11 protein-coding genes are annotated in these 14,313 nt (G+C 71.1%); 3 read left to right on the top strand and 8 right to left on the bottom strand.

Going from position 1 to position 14,313, the window contains the following annotated elements; genetic code table 11:
- Positions 1-33: 33 nt before the first annotated feature.
- Positions 34-825 (bottom strand): polyamine aminopropyltransferase, encoded by a 792-nt coding sequence (locus IH26_RS0110015; protein WP_245665081.1) that lies wholly within the window; start codon positions 823-825, stop codon positions 34-36.
- Between the two features lie 438 nt (positions 826-1,263).
- Between IH26_RS0110015 and IH26_RS59655 the strand changes: the two genes are divergently transcribed.
- Positions 1,264-1,683: a hypothetical protein gene (locus tag IH26_RS59655; protein WP_157437142.1), complete on the top strand. Its 420-nt coding sequence runs from the start codon at positions 1,264-1,266 to the stop codon at positions 1,681-1,683.
- 21 nt (positions 1,684-1,704) lie between these two features.
- Here IH26_RS59655 and IH26_RS0110010 read toward each other — a convergent pair whose 3' ends face one another.
- The 4 genes from IH26_RS0110010 to IH26_RS0109995 all read right to left on the bottom strand — a co-directional run bounded on the left by IH26_RS0110010 (position 1,705) and on the right by IH26_RS0109995 (position 6,069).
- Positions 1,705-2,892, bottom strand: a complete 1,188-nt coding sequence (locus IH26_RS0110010; protein WP_030435864.1) for a cytochrome P450 — start codon at positions 2,890-2,892, stop codon at positions 1,705-1,707.
- Between the two features lie 209 nt (positions 2,893-3,101).
- Entirely contained in the window at positions 3,102-3,938 is an 837-nt protein-coding gene (locus tag IH26_RS53385; RefSeq protein WP_034214486.1) for a maleylpyruvate isomerase family mycothiol-dependent enzyme, read from the bottom strand.
- 179 nt (positions 3,939-4,117) lie between these two features.
- Complete coding sequence (locus IH26_RS0110000; RefSeq protein WP_030435862.1) at positions 4,118-4,924, bottom strand: fumarylacetoacetate hydrolase family protein; 807 nt, start codon at positions 4,922-4,924, stop codon at positions 4,118-4,120.
- The gene (locus IH26_RS0109995; RefSeq protein ID WP_030435861.1) at positions 4,921-6,069 is read right to left on the bottom strand and encodes a cupin domain-containing protein; all 1,149 of its coding nucleotides are present in this window, start codon (positions 6,067-6,069) and stop codon (positions 4,921-4,923) included. Before IH26_RS0109995 ends, IH26_RS0110000 begins: the two co-directional genes overlap by 4 nt.
- 49 nt (positions 6,070-6,118) lie before the next feature.
- Here IH26_RS0109995 and IH26_RS0109990 point away from each other — a divergent pair, with 49 nt between their 5' ends.
- Together IH26_RS0109990 and IH26_RS0109985 are read left to right on the top strand one after the other, a co-directional pair.
- Positions 6,119-6,898 (top strand): IclR family transcriptional regulator, encoded by a 780-nt coding sequence (locus IH26_RS0109990; protein ID WP_030435860.1) that lies wholly within the window; start codon positions 6,119-6,121, stop codon positions 6,896-6,898.
- Positions 6,899-7,025: 127 nt separating this feature from the next.
- Positions 7,026-7,793, top strand: coding sequence for an SDR family NAD(P)-dependent oxidoreductase (locus IH26_RS0109985; RefSeq protein ID WP_030435859.1), 768 nt, complete (start codon positions 7,026-7,028; stop codon positions 7,791-7,793).
- On the opposite strand, the gene IH26_RS0109980 is transcribed toward IH26_RS0109985, so the two are convergent.
- From IH26_RS0109980 to IH26_RS0109970, 3 genes are all read right to left on the bottom strand, one after another.
- A complete protein-coding gene (locus IH26_RS0109980; RefSeq protein ID WP_030435858.1) occupies positions 7,780-8,043 on the bottom strand; it encodes a hypothetical protein in 264 nt (87 codons plus the stop codon). The genes IH26_RS0109985 and IH26_RS0109980 overlap by 14 nt on opposite strands.
- Before the next feature lie 19 nt (positions 8,044-8,062).
- Positions 8,063-10,780, bottom strand: coding sequence for a TIM-barrel domain-containing protein (locus IH26_RS0109975; RefSeq protein WP_030435857.1), 2,718 nt, complete (start codon positions 10,778-10,780; stop codon positions 8,063-8,065).
- A 180-nt stretch (positions 10,781-10,960) separates the two neighbouring features.
- Complete coding sequence (locus IH26_RS0109970; protein WP_030435856.1) at positions 10,961-14,266, bottom strand: NACHT domain-containing protein; 3,306 nt, start codon at positions 14,264-14,266, stop codon at positions 10,961-10,963.
- Positions 14,267-14,313: the final 47 nt, after the last annotated feature.

The raw sequence follows: 14,313 nt of genomic DNA, 5'->3' as shown, positions 1-14,313 counted from the left end.
TACCCCAGCAGAGAAGGCCTACTGGCGTGGAACTCACCCGTCTTGGAGGCGCACAGCTGTGGCGGCTCGCGAGTGTGATCGACTCGGGATGGCTGGTGTCAGGGGTTCAGCCGCCGTGGTCGCTACGTAGACAGTGTTGGCGGACGTACCTCCGGTCAACGGATTGGTGAAGGTCACCACGTGGGTGGTTGCCGTGGCGAAACACTCCCGCAGGACGGCTAGGAATGCCTCGTCAGGTGCGTCGTCGGACCACAGTCCGAACGCCCCGCCCGGGTGGAGACGGCCGCCGAGCCGGCGTAGCCCGCCGGCGGTGTAGAAATCGGCGTGGGCAGGGTCCAAGGCATTGACGGGCGAGTGGTCGATGTCCACCAGGATGGCGTCGAAGCAGCGGTCCGCGGCGGCCGCGTCGAAGCCCGTGCCGTCGCGCAGCAACGCGAAGAAGTCACCTTCCAACAACGTGGTACGGGGATCGGTGGTGATCGTACGCGCCCATGGAATCAGCTCACGGCGATGCCAGTCGATCACCGGTGCCAGCGCCTCGACCACCGTCAGGGACCGGACCCGGTCGTCGGTGAGGGCGCTGCGGGCGGTGTAGCCGAGGCCGAGGCCGCCGACGACTACGTCCAGCGGTGCGTTCGGCAACACCGCCAGGGTGACCCGGGCGAGTTCCTCCTCGGCGACCGTGAACAGGCTGGACATCAGATACTCGTCGTCGAGTTTGACCTCGTACACCTCAGTCTTGGTGGTCGGCTCGAGGCGCCGGCGCAGACTGATCTCGCCGATGCGCGTGGAGGCCCAGTCCAGCTCGGCGAATCGCGGGTGCATCGGGGTGTCCTTTCGGCGCGCTGTGGGATCGCGCCGGCGGGAGTGGCCGGACGCTCGGGAACGCGACATAGCCGACAATAGTCCTGCAAGGCCGGACATCCAGGGACGACGCCGGCCCGGCCCGCAGCCGTGGACTAACAGGCCAAGCCGTCGCCCGAACGGACGACGGCGTCAGGCAAGGTTACGATCCAAGGTATGGCCGCGCCCAGCGGCTGTTCCTCCCCTCTCCGCCGGCTCCTTGTGAAGAGCCGGCTACCCGCGACGACATCTGTTTGTTGACGTCCGTCCCCGTTCCCGCACGCGTCATTGGCCGCTACCGCGTCGGCAGCAGACAGCAGTCGTCGCAAGGCTAGGACAAGGCATCGCGGCACTGGCGCGGCGCATGGGCGCCCCTCTGGCTGGCGTGACCGAGTAACACCGATACCTCAGGAGTACGACATGACCTACGTGTCAGCCCCACCCACGGTCGCTCTTTCGAGGTCGCGTGAGCCCGCCAAGACGCTTCGAGAGAAGGGAGAAGACAGTTTTCATGCCGCGCTGGCCGCGATCCTGACCGCCGGCCTCGAGGCCGCGCTTGAAGCGGGGGACCACCCGAGAGCAATCAGCTTCATCAACCGCGGCTTCGCAGAAGGCCGTCCGCAGCTAGGCTGCGACCTCCTCTACCGGGCCATCGCGGTCGTGGGGGCAGCCCGGACCTGGACCGTGCAATTGGCACCGCTGGCTTGTGCTCCACAGCAGTCCGGCCCGCTGGGCGACCAGCGTAGCTCCCTGAATCTGACCGGGGAGGTAGCCGAAGCGGGCGGCCCACAAGAGACCGTCCGGACGGGCAAGGACCGGACACCAACATCGGCAGGATAAGGGCAAGACCGATCACCACCGTCAGGTACGGCGTCTTGGGGTCCCGCCCCACAGGATGTGCAGGGTGGGAGGCTTGCGGAAGACCAGGCCGTACGGAGTGGTGGGGTGCTCGGGGTCGAGACGCACGGCGGGGAGGCGTCCGAGCAGGTGCTGGAGGGCGATGCGGGTCTCCAGACGGGCGAGGTGCGCGGCGAGGCAGTGGTGTGGTCCGTGGGCGAAGGCCAACTGGAGACGGGCGTTCTCGCGGCGTACGTCGTACCGGTCGGGGCCGGGGAAGACGGCCGGGTCGCGGTTGGCGCCGGTGAGGGAGACGGTGACCAGGTCGCCCCGGCGGATCGTGGCCGGGCCGAGGACGGTGTCCCGGGTGGCGTAGCGGTCGACGACCGCCGCGCCGGGTTCGAGGCGCAGCGATTCCTCGATCGCGCCGTCCAGCAGGTCGGGGCCGGCTCGGACGAGGGCGAGCTGGTCGGGGTGTTCCAGCAGGTGCAGCAGCGCGTTGGTGATCATCGCCTCGGTGGTCTCGATGCCGCCGAACATGAGGACCGCGGCATTGGACGCGACCTCGGCCGGTGCCAGCCGGCCGGCGGCGGAGACGAGAAGCGAAGCCGCGTCCCGGTCCGCGACGGTGGCTTCCACCGCGGCCCGCAGCTGCGAGTAGGCCGCGGCGCCGGCGGGCCCCGCCTCACCACCGGCGGTGATGTCCGAGACGGCCCGCACGATGGAGTCGTACCAGGAAAGCACCGTGTCCGCAGTGGTGCCGACCAACCCGAGCGCCTCGGTCACGACGGCGACCGCGAGCGGGCCGGCGAAGGCACGCCGCACTTCGGCGGCGCCCGCCGGTTCCAGCGCGGTGACGAGCCGGTCACTCTCCCGCTCAATGAACGAGGCGAAGCCGTCACGGACTTGGCGGGGGCGGAAGGGAGCGTTGAACGGCTCGCGGTGGCGGATGTGCCGGTCGCCGTCCGTGGACAACATGCTCGGTCCGACAACCTGTGCCGTGGAGAACCGCGGGTCGTCAACCGTAAAGGTCGCGGCGTCCCGCATCACGCTCAGCGCGAGGTCGCGACGGGTCACCAGCCAACCGCCCAGCTCGGGCAACCAGGACACGGGCTCGTGCATGCGGAGCAGCGCCAGGCGCGGATGCGGATCCTGGGCGAGTTCGGCGAGGGTGGTCGCCGCGCCGAGCGGGAAGGAATCGGCGGTCCCCATCACGAACCCCGGCCGGACCGGGGAAGTTTGATCACAACCAAGACTAAACAGTCCCGAGCCGTCGCCCCGCTCAGTGCCGATTCGCCCGGCTGCTGCGAGCGGGAAGACCGGGCCGACGAGCTCGACATCCACCATCTGAAAAGCGCCCCGGGTCCATGCCGGAAGCGGTGCGATGACGGGGGAACAGGCCTACCAGGAGCAGGGCGAGCTCACAGCCAGCGCGGCAACGCGGGTGCGCCGACCACGCCGCAGGTGGGTCGTCCGGCGAGGTAGGCGGCAATTTCGGCAAGTGTCCCGCTGACCGCGGCCGGCTTGCCCGTTTCGGTGACGCCGACGCCGTTGACAATGAACGGGCGCTCGTCGGTGCCGTCGGCATCGGGGCCATGCGCATTGGCGCTGTCGATGCTGACGCCTCGGGCTCTGACACCGTGGGGGCCGGCGCCGTTGTCGGGATGGCCGGCGATCGACCAGCGGCCGAAGTGGTCGGTGGCGGTCAACACCAGGGCTGGGCCGTCGCCGGATGCCGAGCGCTTGGCGACGATGTCGTCGACCAGGGCCGCCAGAAATCCTGCCGACAGGTCGTCGAAGCGGATGCCCGCGCCCAGGTCTACCGCGTGAATCAGCACCTCGCGAGCACGGAGCCAGACGATCTCGGCGGCGGCTACCGTGCGGCCGTGCGCGGTGCGCACCTCCCGCCGCCACTCCTCGTCGGACAGCGCGGCCAGCGCCGCGTGGAGCGCCGCGGCCGAGTCGGTGACCCATGCGCGCAGTTCGGTGAGTGGTCGCCGTGATCCGGCCTCGATGTCGGCGTCCCGTTGGGCCGGTGACGAGTACATCGGGGTCTCCACGCCGGTCCGCGCCCAGGTCACCAGGTTGCCGAGTGCCTCGGCGTTGGCCGCGACGTGGGCCAGGAGATGGCGGCCGGTCCAGCCGGGCAGCGCCGTCGGCTGCTCGAGCCGATGGTCGGGCAGCATCGCCATCGCCGCGAAAAGATGGGCGTTGCCCTGCGCCACCCAGCGCAGCCCGTCGGCTCGGTCGCGCGCCACGTGGCCCCCGACGAGGCCGCTGGGCCCGGCATTGGTAGACCCGACGCTTGGCCCTGCGGTGGGCCCCCCGCCCGGCTCGGCAGTGAAGCCCACGCTCGGCCGGGCGGCGGGCCCCGCGCCTGACCCGCCGATCGCCCCGGAACCGAGCCTTCCCCTCGGCCCCGCACCGCTCCGGTCGTTCAAGACGTCACGGCCTTCACCTCAGACCGCCCCAACCCTTCGATCTCGGTGACCAGCACACTTCCGCCGGCCAGATAGCGGGCCGGCTTCCGGGCGTGCCCCACCCCACCCGGCGTGCCCGATGCGATCACGTCCCCGGGTCGCAGGGTGAGGATCGTGGAGATGTACTGAACGAGCGCCACCGGGTCGAAGACCAGATCCGACGTGTTCGCTCGCTGGACGACCTCACCGTCCACCGTGCCGGTCAGCTCGAGCGCGGGCCGGACCCCGCCCGGCAGCTCGTCCGGGGTGACCAGGTAGGGGCCGAACGGCGTACTCGCCTCCCAGGTCTTGCCCTGCAACCACATCGGCGTCCGGTACTGCCAGTCCCGCATGGTCACGTCGTTGAGGACGGCGAACCCGGCGATCGCATCCGCCGCCTCCGCCTCGGAGGCCCGCCGCACCGGCTTGCCGATCACGATGGCCAGTTCGGCCTCCCAGTCCACCGCGTCCGACTCGGGCGGCAGGGCGATCTCGTCGTACGCCCCGACCAGCGCCTCCGGATACTTGGCGAACAGCGTCGGATACGACGGCAGCTCCCGGCCCATCTCGAGGATGTGGTTCCGGTAGTTGAGCCCGACGCAGATTATCTTGCCGGGGTGGGGGATGACCGGGGCGAACCCGGCTGCGGTCACCGAAGCGCCGGCCGCACCACCGGAGGCGAGCCACGCCCCGACATCCGGTGCCCCCAGATCGATCAGGGTGTCTCCCTCGACCCGGACCGCGCGGGTGTCGCCGGACGTGGTGCGGACGGTGGCCAGCCTCATGCTTCGATTCCTTCCGTTTGCGTACGATCGAGACCCAGCGCCTCGAACACGGGTGCGTCGGAGAACGTGAACAGGTCGAGCGCCCCGGAATCCGAGTCGGAGGCCGACGCCTGCGACACGGCCGAGAAGGCGACCCACGACGGCACCACGAACAGGTCACCGCGGCCGACCGACCAGCTCCGGTCGCCGACCGTGACCCGCCCGCTGCCGTCGAACACCTGGTAGACCGCCGACCCGGTCTGCCGCCGGGGCGCGGTCTCGGAGCCCGGGCGGATCCGGTGCATCTCGGCCCGGATGGTCGGCAGCACGTCGCCGGCCGTGGCCGGGTTGGAATAGCGGACCGCGGCGTGACCCGGCTCGACCACGCCGGGGAAGCCCTCCTCGGCGAGGGCCAGTTGGTCGGCGAGGGCGCGGTCCGTGTCGTCCCACGCGTACCGCAGAAGTGGTGAACCGGATCGCGCGGCCGGACCACTGAGGGGCCGGAGGCCCGGATGTCCCCACAGCCGCTCGGAGCGCGAGCGCGCCGGGGTGCCGCGCTCGTCCTCGCCGATCGTGTCCCGGCCGGGCTCGAAGAACTGCGCCTCGGTCTGGTACTGGAACGGGATGTCCAGGCCGTCGATCCAGGCCATCGGGTGGTCGGCGGCGTTGTGGTGCGCGTGCCAGTTCCAGCCGGCCTGCGGCAGGAAGTCGCCGCGGTTCATCGGCACCGGATCGCGGCCGACGACCGTCCAGACCCCGGAACCCTCGACCACGAAGCGGAACGCGTGCTGGGTGTGCCGGTGCTCGGGCGCGTCCTCGCCGGGCATCAGGTACTGGATCGCCGCCCACAGCGTCGGGGTGGCGAACGGCCGCCCGCCGAGCGACGGGTTCGCCAGGGCGATGGCGCGGCGTTCGCCGCCGCGACCGACGGGAACGAGGTGTCCGGCCTGGTCGGCGAGCTTCAGCAGGGCGTCCCACCGCCACAGATGGGGTACGGCCTTGGACCGCGGCCGGGCCGGCATCAGATCGCCGATCTCGGTCCAGAGCGGTACCAGCAGTTCCCGCTCGAAGCCGCGGTAGAGCTCGGCCAGCGCATCGGAGGGCGTGGGCTGCCCGGGCGCGTCGACCATGCCCAGGCGCACCGGTCCGTCAGCGAGTTCAGACATGCCCACCAGCCTGTAGCGGGCAGGCGGGAGAAGAATAGAGAATTCTGCTGTGAAGAATCCGCCGAACTACTCGATCCGCAGCGTCGACCACGCGCTCCAGCTCGCGGTCATGCTCCAGGTCGAGGGCCCGCTGTCGGTGGGCGATGCGGCGCAGCGGCTCGGGGTCGCCGCGTCGACCGCGCACCGGCTGCTGGCGATGCTGGTCTACCGGGACTTCGCGACACAGCGGGAGGACCGGCGGTACGCGGCCGGCCCGGTGCTGTCGTTGAGCGCGAGCTCGCAGTCGCGGACCGCGTTGCTGCGCTCGACGGCGATGCCGCACCTGGCGGCGCTGGTCGAGCGGGTGCGGGAGAGCGTGAACCTGTCGATCCTGAGCGGCGACCACATCCGGTTCATCGGCTCGGTGGAGTGCACGCAGGCGCTGCGGGTCGGCAACCGGGAGGGCATGGTGTTCCCGGCGCACCTGACGAGCGGCGGCAAGATCCTGCTCGCCGAGTTGCCGCCGGAGCGCCTCGAGGCGCTCTACGCCGAGGAGAGGTGGGCGGACCGCCCGGGGGAGCGGCCGGCCCTGCCCGCCCTGCGGCGGGAGTTGCGCGCGGTGCGGGAGCGCGGGTTCGCCATCAATGCCGGCAAGACGGAATCGGGCGTGACGGCGGTGGGCCGAGCCATCAGAAATCGGCAGAGCCGGGACGAAGGCGGCCGGGCGGAGGCCGCGGTCTCGGTATCGATGCCGTCGTCGCGGTTCTCCCGGGACCGGCTGCCCGAGATCGTCGCGGCCCTGGCTCTGGCCGCGCGGGACATCGAAGATCAAATGAGGGGGCGTACGTGAGAGGCTGTCCCGGCGTCGTTCCACACCGGTTTCCCGTTCCCGGGCCGGCGCCGGGTCGCCACCCTCGGCCCGTACAACGAGCACCTGACCCGCGAGCTGTTCCCGGCCGTGGCATAGGGTTCGGCTCATGGAACTGGGTTTGCGGGGCAAGTGCGTCGTGGTGACCGGGGCGAGCCGCGGCATCGGGCTGGCGATCGTCCGCGGGTTCGTGGCCGAGGGCGCGACGGTGGTGGCGGGAGCGCGGCGGGTGACGCCCGAGTTGGCGAAGCTCGACGTCACCGCGGTGGCGGTGGACCTGGCCGACCCGGCCGGCCCCGCGCGGCTGATGGCGGCGGCCGGCGACCGGATCGACGTGCTGGTCAACAACGTCGGCATCGCACCACCCCGGCCGCAGGGCTTCCTCGAGGTCACCGACGACATGTGGGCCGACACCTGGAACCTCAACGTGATGGCGGCGGTCCGCGCCACCCGCGCCGCGCTCCCGGTGATGCTGGCCGGCGGCGGCGGCGCGATCGTCAACACCGGCTCGGTCAACGCCCGTCTGGCCGACCCGCTGGTCATCGACTACTCGGCGGCAAAGGCGGCGCTGACCAACTTCGCCAAGTCGCTGTCCAAGGAATTCGGCCCGCGGGGCATCCGGGTCAACACGGTCGCACCCGGCCCGGTCGCCACCGACCTGTGGCTGGGCAGCGGCGGCGTGGCCGAGACGGTCGGCGCCGCCCAGGGCATCGACCCGTCCGACGTGGAGGCCGGCGCCAAGGCGGCCATGGTGACCGGCCGCTTCACCCGGCCCGAGGAGGTCGCCGACCTGGTGGTCATGCTGGCCGGCGGCAACCTGGGCAACCTGACCGGCGCCGAGATCACCATCGACGGCGGCATGATCACCACCCTCTAGAGCGGCTCACGGAAGGCGCCTTCGCGGCGGGCTTCCGCCAAGATCCGGGGCCGACGTAGACGTGCCCCTGCCGGTGGCGGCGGAGCTGATCGGTGCGGTTGCCGAGGCCGGGCATGCGCCGGCCCCGGGCGCCGTAGGAGTGCTCGCGGGTCAGCCGCAGCAGGGTGGCGTGGAGCTCGGCGGGATCGACCGGCCAGGCGGTTTTCACCCGGCCCTCGCTGACGGCGGTCACCAGCGCCCAATCGGTCACGCCCGCATTCTGCCCGCTCTCAGGTGGTTCGGAGGAAGACCGGCATGGTGTCCAAGGTCGTGGTGATCTGAGCGGTTGTGCCGCCGGCGTACGTCTGGTTGGTGAAGTAGTCCTTCCAGGTGTTGCCGGGCGGGAACCAGACCGTGGTGGTGGCGCTCGTGCCGGGGGTGGTCACCGGGGCGACCAGGTATTTGTCGCCGTAGAGGTATTCGGCGCCGGCGGTAGCGTAGGCCTCCTGTTCGGTGGGGTAGGCGAGGTAGAGCGGGCGGACGATCGGCGTGCCGGTGCGGGTGGCGTCGGCGGCCGTGCGGTAGGTGTAGGGCAACAACTGCTCACGGAGGTTCAGGAATTTGGTGGCGGAGGCCCGCGCGGCGGGACCGTATTGCCACGGCAGGCGATCGCTGTGGTTGGAGTGCAGGCGGTCGATCGGCTGGAACGTTCCCAGCTGGACCCACCGGGCATACAGGTCGTCGGGGAGTTTGGTGCTGCCCGGCTCGGTGCCCGGTTCCTGCAGGCCCTGCGTGTGGCCGCCGATGTCGTGGCTGATCGCGGCCAGGCCGGTCGCGACCGATTCGCCGCCGGTGTAGCCGACCTCGAACTGCAGCGTCTCCCAGTCGGAGGTGGTGTCGCCGGTGAAGTGCAGCGTGGTTCGCTTGTCCGCCCACGGGCCGGTCGGCACCGCGGTCGGGGAGCTGTAGCCGCCGGACTGCAGTGAGCCGTAGGCGCGGGAGAAGGCGAAACCGGTCTCCTTGGCGTGCTGCTGGTTGATCCAGGCGTCCGGGGTGACGCCGGCTTTGGAGGAGGACGAGCCGTCGCAGCACCAATCCAGCCACCAGAAGTCCACATCGGAGGGCGCCATCTGGCGGTGCAGCTGGAAGTACGCGGCGAGCTGATCCGGGTCGCCCCAGTCGAAGACGTAGCAGTCCGCGCCGCCGTTGCAGCCGACCCGCCGGAGCTTGCCCTTCGCGGTGGCCTGCGCGGCGGCGAACTTCGGGTCGGAGCCGAGGATGCTGGGGTGGATGTTGAAGCCGGTGTGCAGGCCCTGGGCGTGCACCCAGTCGACGAACGCCGGTGGGTCGGGGAACTTGGCCGGGTCGATGGTCCAGCCGTTCCAGCGGTCCGGTGACTTGAAGTCGGTGTCCACCACGACGACATCCAGCGGCACCCCCTCGGCCTTGGCGCGTTGCACGATCTGCTCAAAACCGGTCGCGTCCCGGTCGTAGTACTCGGAGTACCAGACGCCGTAGGCCCAGCGCGGCAGCAGCTTGGTCGGCCCGGTGAGCATGGCGAGCTCCCGGAGCCCGCGTACGTAGTCCTGGCCGTACCCGAAGACGTAACCGTCCTGATGGGACGGTGTCGCGGCGGAGTCGTCGAGCAGCGACCAGCCGTCCTGGTAGAGCAGCCCCGGGACGGTGAGCGCCTGCCGGTCGACGCCGTCCAGGCCGCGCCGGTAGCCGCCGAGCGCGGCGTGCGGGGCGAGCAGCGGCGCGTCCACAGTGGTCACCGCGACCGTGTCGAGGTTGACGTTGCAGCTGTCGTCGGTCGGGCAGCCGAGCGTGATCGGATCGGCGCCGGCCGCCAAAGTGATCGGAATCGACACCGTGCGCCAGTAGTCCCAGCCGCTGGTCGGGGCGAGCGTGGCCGGTATGCCGTTGACGGTGATGGTTCGCGACCGGACGGGCTGGGCGCCCGCCTTGCCGTTGGCGTAGCGCAGTTGCAGGCGGTAGGTGCCGGCCGCGGGAACGCCGGTGACGGTGATGGTGTCGGCGGCGCCGGCGTGCTCGAGGCCGGCCAGGAAGCCGGTGCCGGAGTAGCCGTTGTGGTCGTGGGCGGGGGCGGCGCCGCCGGCGAGCGCGCCGGTGTCCGCCTCGCAGATCGAGCCGAACGCGCACGGCAGCGGGGTGACGGCCGGCGGGCCGGGGTAGGCGTCGCCGGGATGGCCGACGGCGAGGCTGTCGATGTTCACGTTGCCGGAATCGGTGGCGGTGCGCTGGATCCGGACGGTGTGGCGGCCGGCGGTCAGGGTGAGCGGAGCGGTCGCGATCGCCCAGGTGTCCCAGTTCCCGGTCGGCGGCATCGTGAGCGTTTGGGGTGCGTTCCCGTCGACCGTGACGGTCAGCGTCCGGGTCACGTTCTGGCCGTCGCCGCCGGTGCTGTTGGCGTAGCGGACGGCCAGTTGGTAGGCGCCCGGGTCCGCGGCGGTGACGGCGAAGCCGAGCGTGTCGCCGGCGTTCTGGAAGCCGGCCGCGAACCCGGCGCCGGTGTAGCCGCTGTGGTCGGTGGCCACGCCCGGGCCCTGCAGGGCAAGGGATTCGGCCTCGCAGAGCGTCCCGATCGGGCAGTCGGGCGTGCCGTGGCCGGCCCAGGGTGTGGCGTCCACGGTCTGGCGACCGGACTTCAGCCGTACGGTCAGGTTGGCGGCGGTGAACTCGCCGGATCCGGTCCGGTAGCGCAGGGTCAGCGCGCCGGTGTCGATGGTGAGCCAGCCGTTGTCCGTGCGCGTGCGGAACGGCGTGGCCGGGAACGCGTCGCGGCCGATCACGTTGAAGGTGGCCGCGTCGGTGAAGTGGCCGTCGGGCGCGTACTCGGTGCGGACCAGCGTCGGCGAGAGGACCTCGAAGCGAGCGTCTCCCGATCGGACCGATGGGACCGATCGGCGGGCCGCGGCGGCCGGCGCCACCGGCACGACGAGGAGGGCGGCCGACAGGAGGGCAGTGACCCGGACCCGATCGCGCATGACGTGTCCTCCGCTCTCGACAGTCACGTCTGTCGATGACAACGCTGTCAGCCGGCCTTCACCGATGTCAATCTCTGAGCGTTCTTTCGTCACTTCGGTGTCCATCGGGGCCGAAAGGGTGACCGAATGTACCGACGATTTCCGGCCTGGGCGGTCCCGCCGCTGGTGGCGTAGGGCCGGCTACGAGAGCAGCTGAGGCAACGGCGAGTCCGGATCCAGGCCCTGCCACTCCGTCAGCGACCCGTTCACCGAGCCGCCGTGGATGGGCGGGGCGGACTCGTCGTCGCCCTCGCGGCTGGTGACAATGGAGTAGCCCTCCGAGGTGGAAATCGGTGTGACACCGGCCGACAGTGTCGTTCGCTGGATCAGATGGTCGACCTGCGGCTTCATCGTGTCGGGGAACTCGCGAAGGGAATCGCCGAGCAACTCGGCCCGGCGGTCGCCGGAAGCCGGATCGACGACCAACCACAGCCGAAGCTTGGCGGCGCTGTCATAGAGGCTGGGGTCTCGCAGTGACGGGAACTCATCCACCAGGGCCGGCTGTGCGATGAGCACGGTCGCGAGCGCGAGCGGCTCCACCTGAAGAAGCAGACCGGATCGGACGAGCCAGGCCACGAGAAGCCGGAGGAAAACGGGCGACCAGAACCGGGCCCGCCGCACCATGGCATCGGACATCATGGCGACGACCATTTTCACGTCCTGCTGCGGTGTATCCGGCGGCGGGTCGGCCAGAATGAAGCCGAGCTTGTCCTCGCCCGGGAGAGCGATCACGGGGAGGAGCCAGCTGGCCATCATCTCGGCCCAGTCGTTGCCGTCCACGTAGTACAGCGCCTTCCGATGGAACGCCGCGCCGAGCCGCTGCTGCACTGCGGCGACCCGGTCCCCGAGCAGCCGGGTGTAGAGGATCTCGCCGAACTCCGGCGGGTAGGCCGCGCGCGCACTCAGCCGGACGGCGTCCTCGGCGAGCGACAACGAGTCGAGCATCGCCTGCCAGCCGTCCGCGTCCAGCCCGGCCCGCCACAGGTTGACGGTGGCTCGCCACCGGGCGATCGGCTGCTCCTGCTCCAGGCACAACGCGGACAGCGGCACCTGGTCGTCGAGCAGTCCGCGCAGCAGGATCAGGTTCGCCGAGTAGGCCGCGATCGGCCGGAGGTTGGTCTCCGGCAGGGGCCGGTAGCGCGGGTAGCGGCGGGCATCGATTCGCCGGTCGTACCCCTGGATCAGCAGTTCCAGCGTGTGGGCGATGTCCTCGCGGCGTCGGCCGGGCACGTTCCGGAGCAGTTCACCGGCGAATTCGAGGATCTTCTGGCGGGATGCCAGGGTCTGGTGGGTGAGCAGGGCGTAGAGGAGATCGTCGGCCGGTCGCCGCCGGCCACGAGCGCCGCCGAAGGTCGCGCCGGCCACGTCGGCGAGCGTCTCCACGACGAGCGAGGCGATCAGATACTCGCCGAAGGTGGCGTGCAGGAACTCGTAGCAGCGCCGCACCTCCCGCTGGTCCGGCCGTACCTGAGCCTCGGCGGCGTGCACGAAGAAGAACTCGCCGAGCACCCGCTGCCCGGCCGATTCGTCCTCCACCGCCGTGCCGCCGTCCGGATCCAGGCCGTGCAGATCGGCGCCCAGCTCGGACTCGGTGATGTCCTGCCGGCCGCGGTTGAACATGCCGATCGCGGCGACCGACAGCCGGTAGAGCTGCTCGGCCACCGCCTCGTCCAGGCCCGGGCCGCGGAGGTGGGACCCGGCCTTCTTGCGCACCTCCCGCACCGCGAAGTTCCGCAGAAGCCGTTGGTAGAGCTCGGTCAGCGACAGCTCGCCGTCGTCGACCGGCTGCTCGGGGTCGGACAGGTAGATGGCCAGCATGAGCAGCAACAGTGGCTGACGGGCGAGTTCGGGATGGGCGAGCGCCGCCTCCCGGGCCAGCGGCCGCGCCCGGCCGGAGTTCGCCCGGTTCCAGGCCGCGAGCCACTGCCCGATCTGGTCGTCGTCGAACTCCTCCAGCTTGGCGATCGGCGTGCCCGGCGGGATGTCGACCCGTTCGGCGACGACCGTGCGCGAGGTGACCACGACCATCACCGGCCGCTCCTGGGCCGCCTCGTCCCGCTGGAACTCCATCACCTCGTGGAGGAAGCCGGACCGGTCGTGCGTGGTCGCCTGGAGCAGTTCGTCGAGGCCGTCGAGCAGAAGGATCCGGACCGTGCGCGCGTCGTCGTCGGCCAGCTCGAACCAGTCGGTCACCCGGCCGTGCGTGGACAGGTCGAGCGCCTGCCTGATCTGCTGGTGGATCGGCGCGTTCGCGACCACCTGACGCAGCGGGACCCGCAGGACGGTGTACGACTCGGCCGGCAGCCGCGCAGCCAGAACCTTGGTGAAGGTCGACTTGCCGCCGCCCGGGTGGCCGAGCAGGACCAGCGGACGCCGGGTGCCGTCGAAGGTGGTCAGCAGCGTGGTGACCATCAGGTCGAGGTCGTGCCGGACCGGCCGGCCGGCCCACCAGGTCTCGTCGGCGGGCCGGCTGGTGCGGTCGGCGACGGCCGATCGATACGCCGGATTGACGTAGCTCTCCTCGACCGTGGGGAACGTGATCGCCTCGGCGTGGTCGTCGCGCGCCGGCCAGCGCACCACCGGCCGGCTCAGGACGTCGCGGTTGGCCCGGGCCAGCGCCTCGCGCCGACGGCCGGGCGCGGCGGTCCCGGCGACCATCGTGGCGAGCAACGACTCGATCCTGGCGAGTGCCGCGGGCGGGCCGGAAAGCGCGGACCGCACGTCGGCCCGGACCTCGCGGACGGCGGCGCGGGTGGCCGAGTGCTCGCCGAGCTGGGCCCAGATCCAGAAGTCCGGGACGGTGGCGGCGAGCCGCAGGTAATGCGTGCGATACCGCCGCATCGCCGCCTCGGCCAGGTCGGCCGACCGAAGCAAGACGATCGCTTCGCTGTGACCGGCCAGGCCGTCGATGAAGTCGAGAACTCGGTCGGCCAGTCCCTCGGCCCAGCTTCGTACCGTGGTCTCGGTCTCGGCGAATCCGGATACGCCGCTCGGGGTGGGCACCCCGGACGACCACAGAATCGAGAGCAAGGTGTCCGAGGCGCCGCGATATCGGCCGGCGGACAGCCTCTCCCGCTCCGCCTCGGTGATCTCCACGGCCCGGAAGACGTGGTCGGGGAGTGCCGCCCGGACGGCCTCGAAGACCGCGGCGACCACGATCATCGTGTGCGCGGCGGCGACCAGTTCCACCCGCTCGTATCCGCGTACCTTCGACAGGCGGGATTGCACCCGATCCAGGCACGTTCGTAGCAGGCCCACGGCCTCGCTCTTCTGGTCGACCCAGCCCCAGATCGGCGCGAGCGGCGCGAGCGCCGGCACCGTGGCCAGCGCGCCCGCGGCCAGGATCACCCCGCCCAGCAGGCGATCCAGCCGATCGACCAGCGGCCGCTCGTAGACCCCGAGCAATTGCAGGGCGCCACGCAGAGTGATCGGCGGCTCACGTCGCATAGGCGGAGCCTAGGGGAGGTCGTTGGCCCGCACCACCGGGGATCGCT

This window comes from Actinoplanes subtropicus (assembly GCF_000721705.1).
Classification (GTDB): domain Bacteria; phylum Actinomycetota; class Actinomycetes; order Mycobacteriales; family Micromonosporaceae; genus Actinoplanes; species Actinoplanes subtropicus.
This window is presented reverse-complemented; position numbering and strand designations above follow the sequence as displayed.

Coding starts and splice junctions, on each gene's coding strand:
- IH26_RS0110015 (WP_245665081.1), bottom strand. CDS start 825: ATGCACCCGCGATTCGCCGAGCTGGACTGGGCCTCCACGCGCATCGGC.
- IH26_RS59655 (WP_157437142.1), top strand. CDS start 1,264: ATGACCTACGTGTCAGCCCCACCCACGGTCGCTCTTTCGAGGTCGCGT.
- IH26_RS0110010 (WP_030435864.1), bottom strand. CDS start 2,892: ATGGGGACCGCCGATTCCTTCCCGCTCGGCGCGGCGACCACCCTCGCC.
- IH26_RS0110000 (WP_030435862.1), bottom strand. CDS start 4,924: ATGAGGCTGGCCACCGTCCGCACCACGTCCGGCGACACCCGCGCGGTC.
- IH26_RS0109995 (WP_030435861.1), bottom strand. CDS start 6,069: ATGTCTGAACTCGCTGACGGACCGGTGCGCCTGGGCATGGTCGACGCG.
- IH26_RS0109985 (WP_030435859.1), top strand. CDS start 7,026: ATGGAACTGGGTTTGCGGGGCAAGTGCGTCGTGGTGACCGGGGCGAGC.
- IH26_RS0109975 (WP_030435857.1), bottom strand. CDS start 10,780: ATGCGCGATCGGGTCCGGGTCACTGCCCTCCTGTCGGCCGCCCTCCTC.
- IH26_RS0109970 (WP_030435856.1), bottom strand. CDS start 14,266: ATGCGACGTGAGCCGCCGATCACTCTGCGTGGCGCCCTGCAATTGCTC.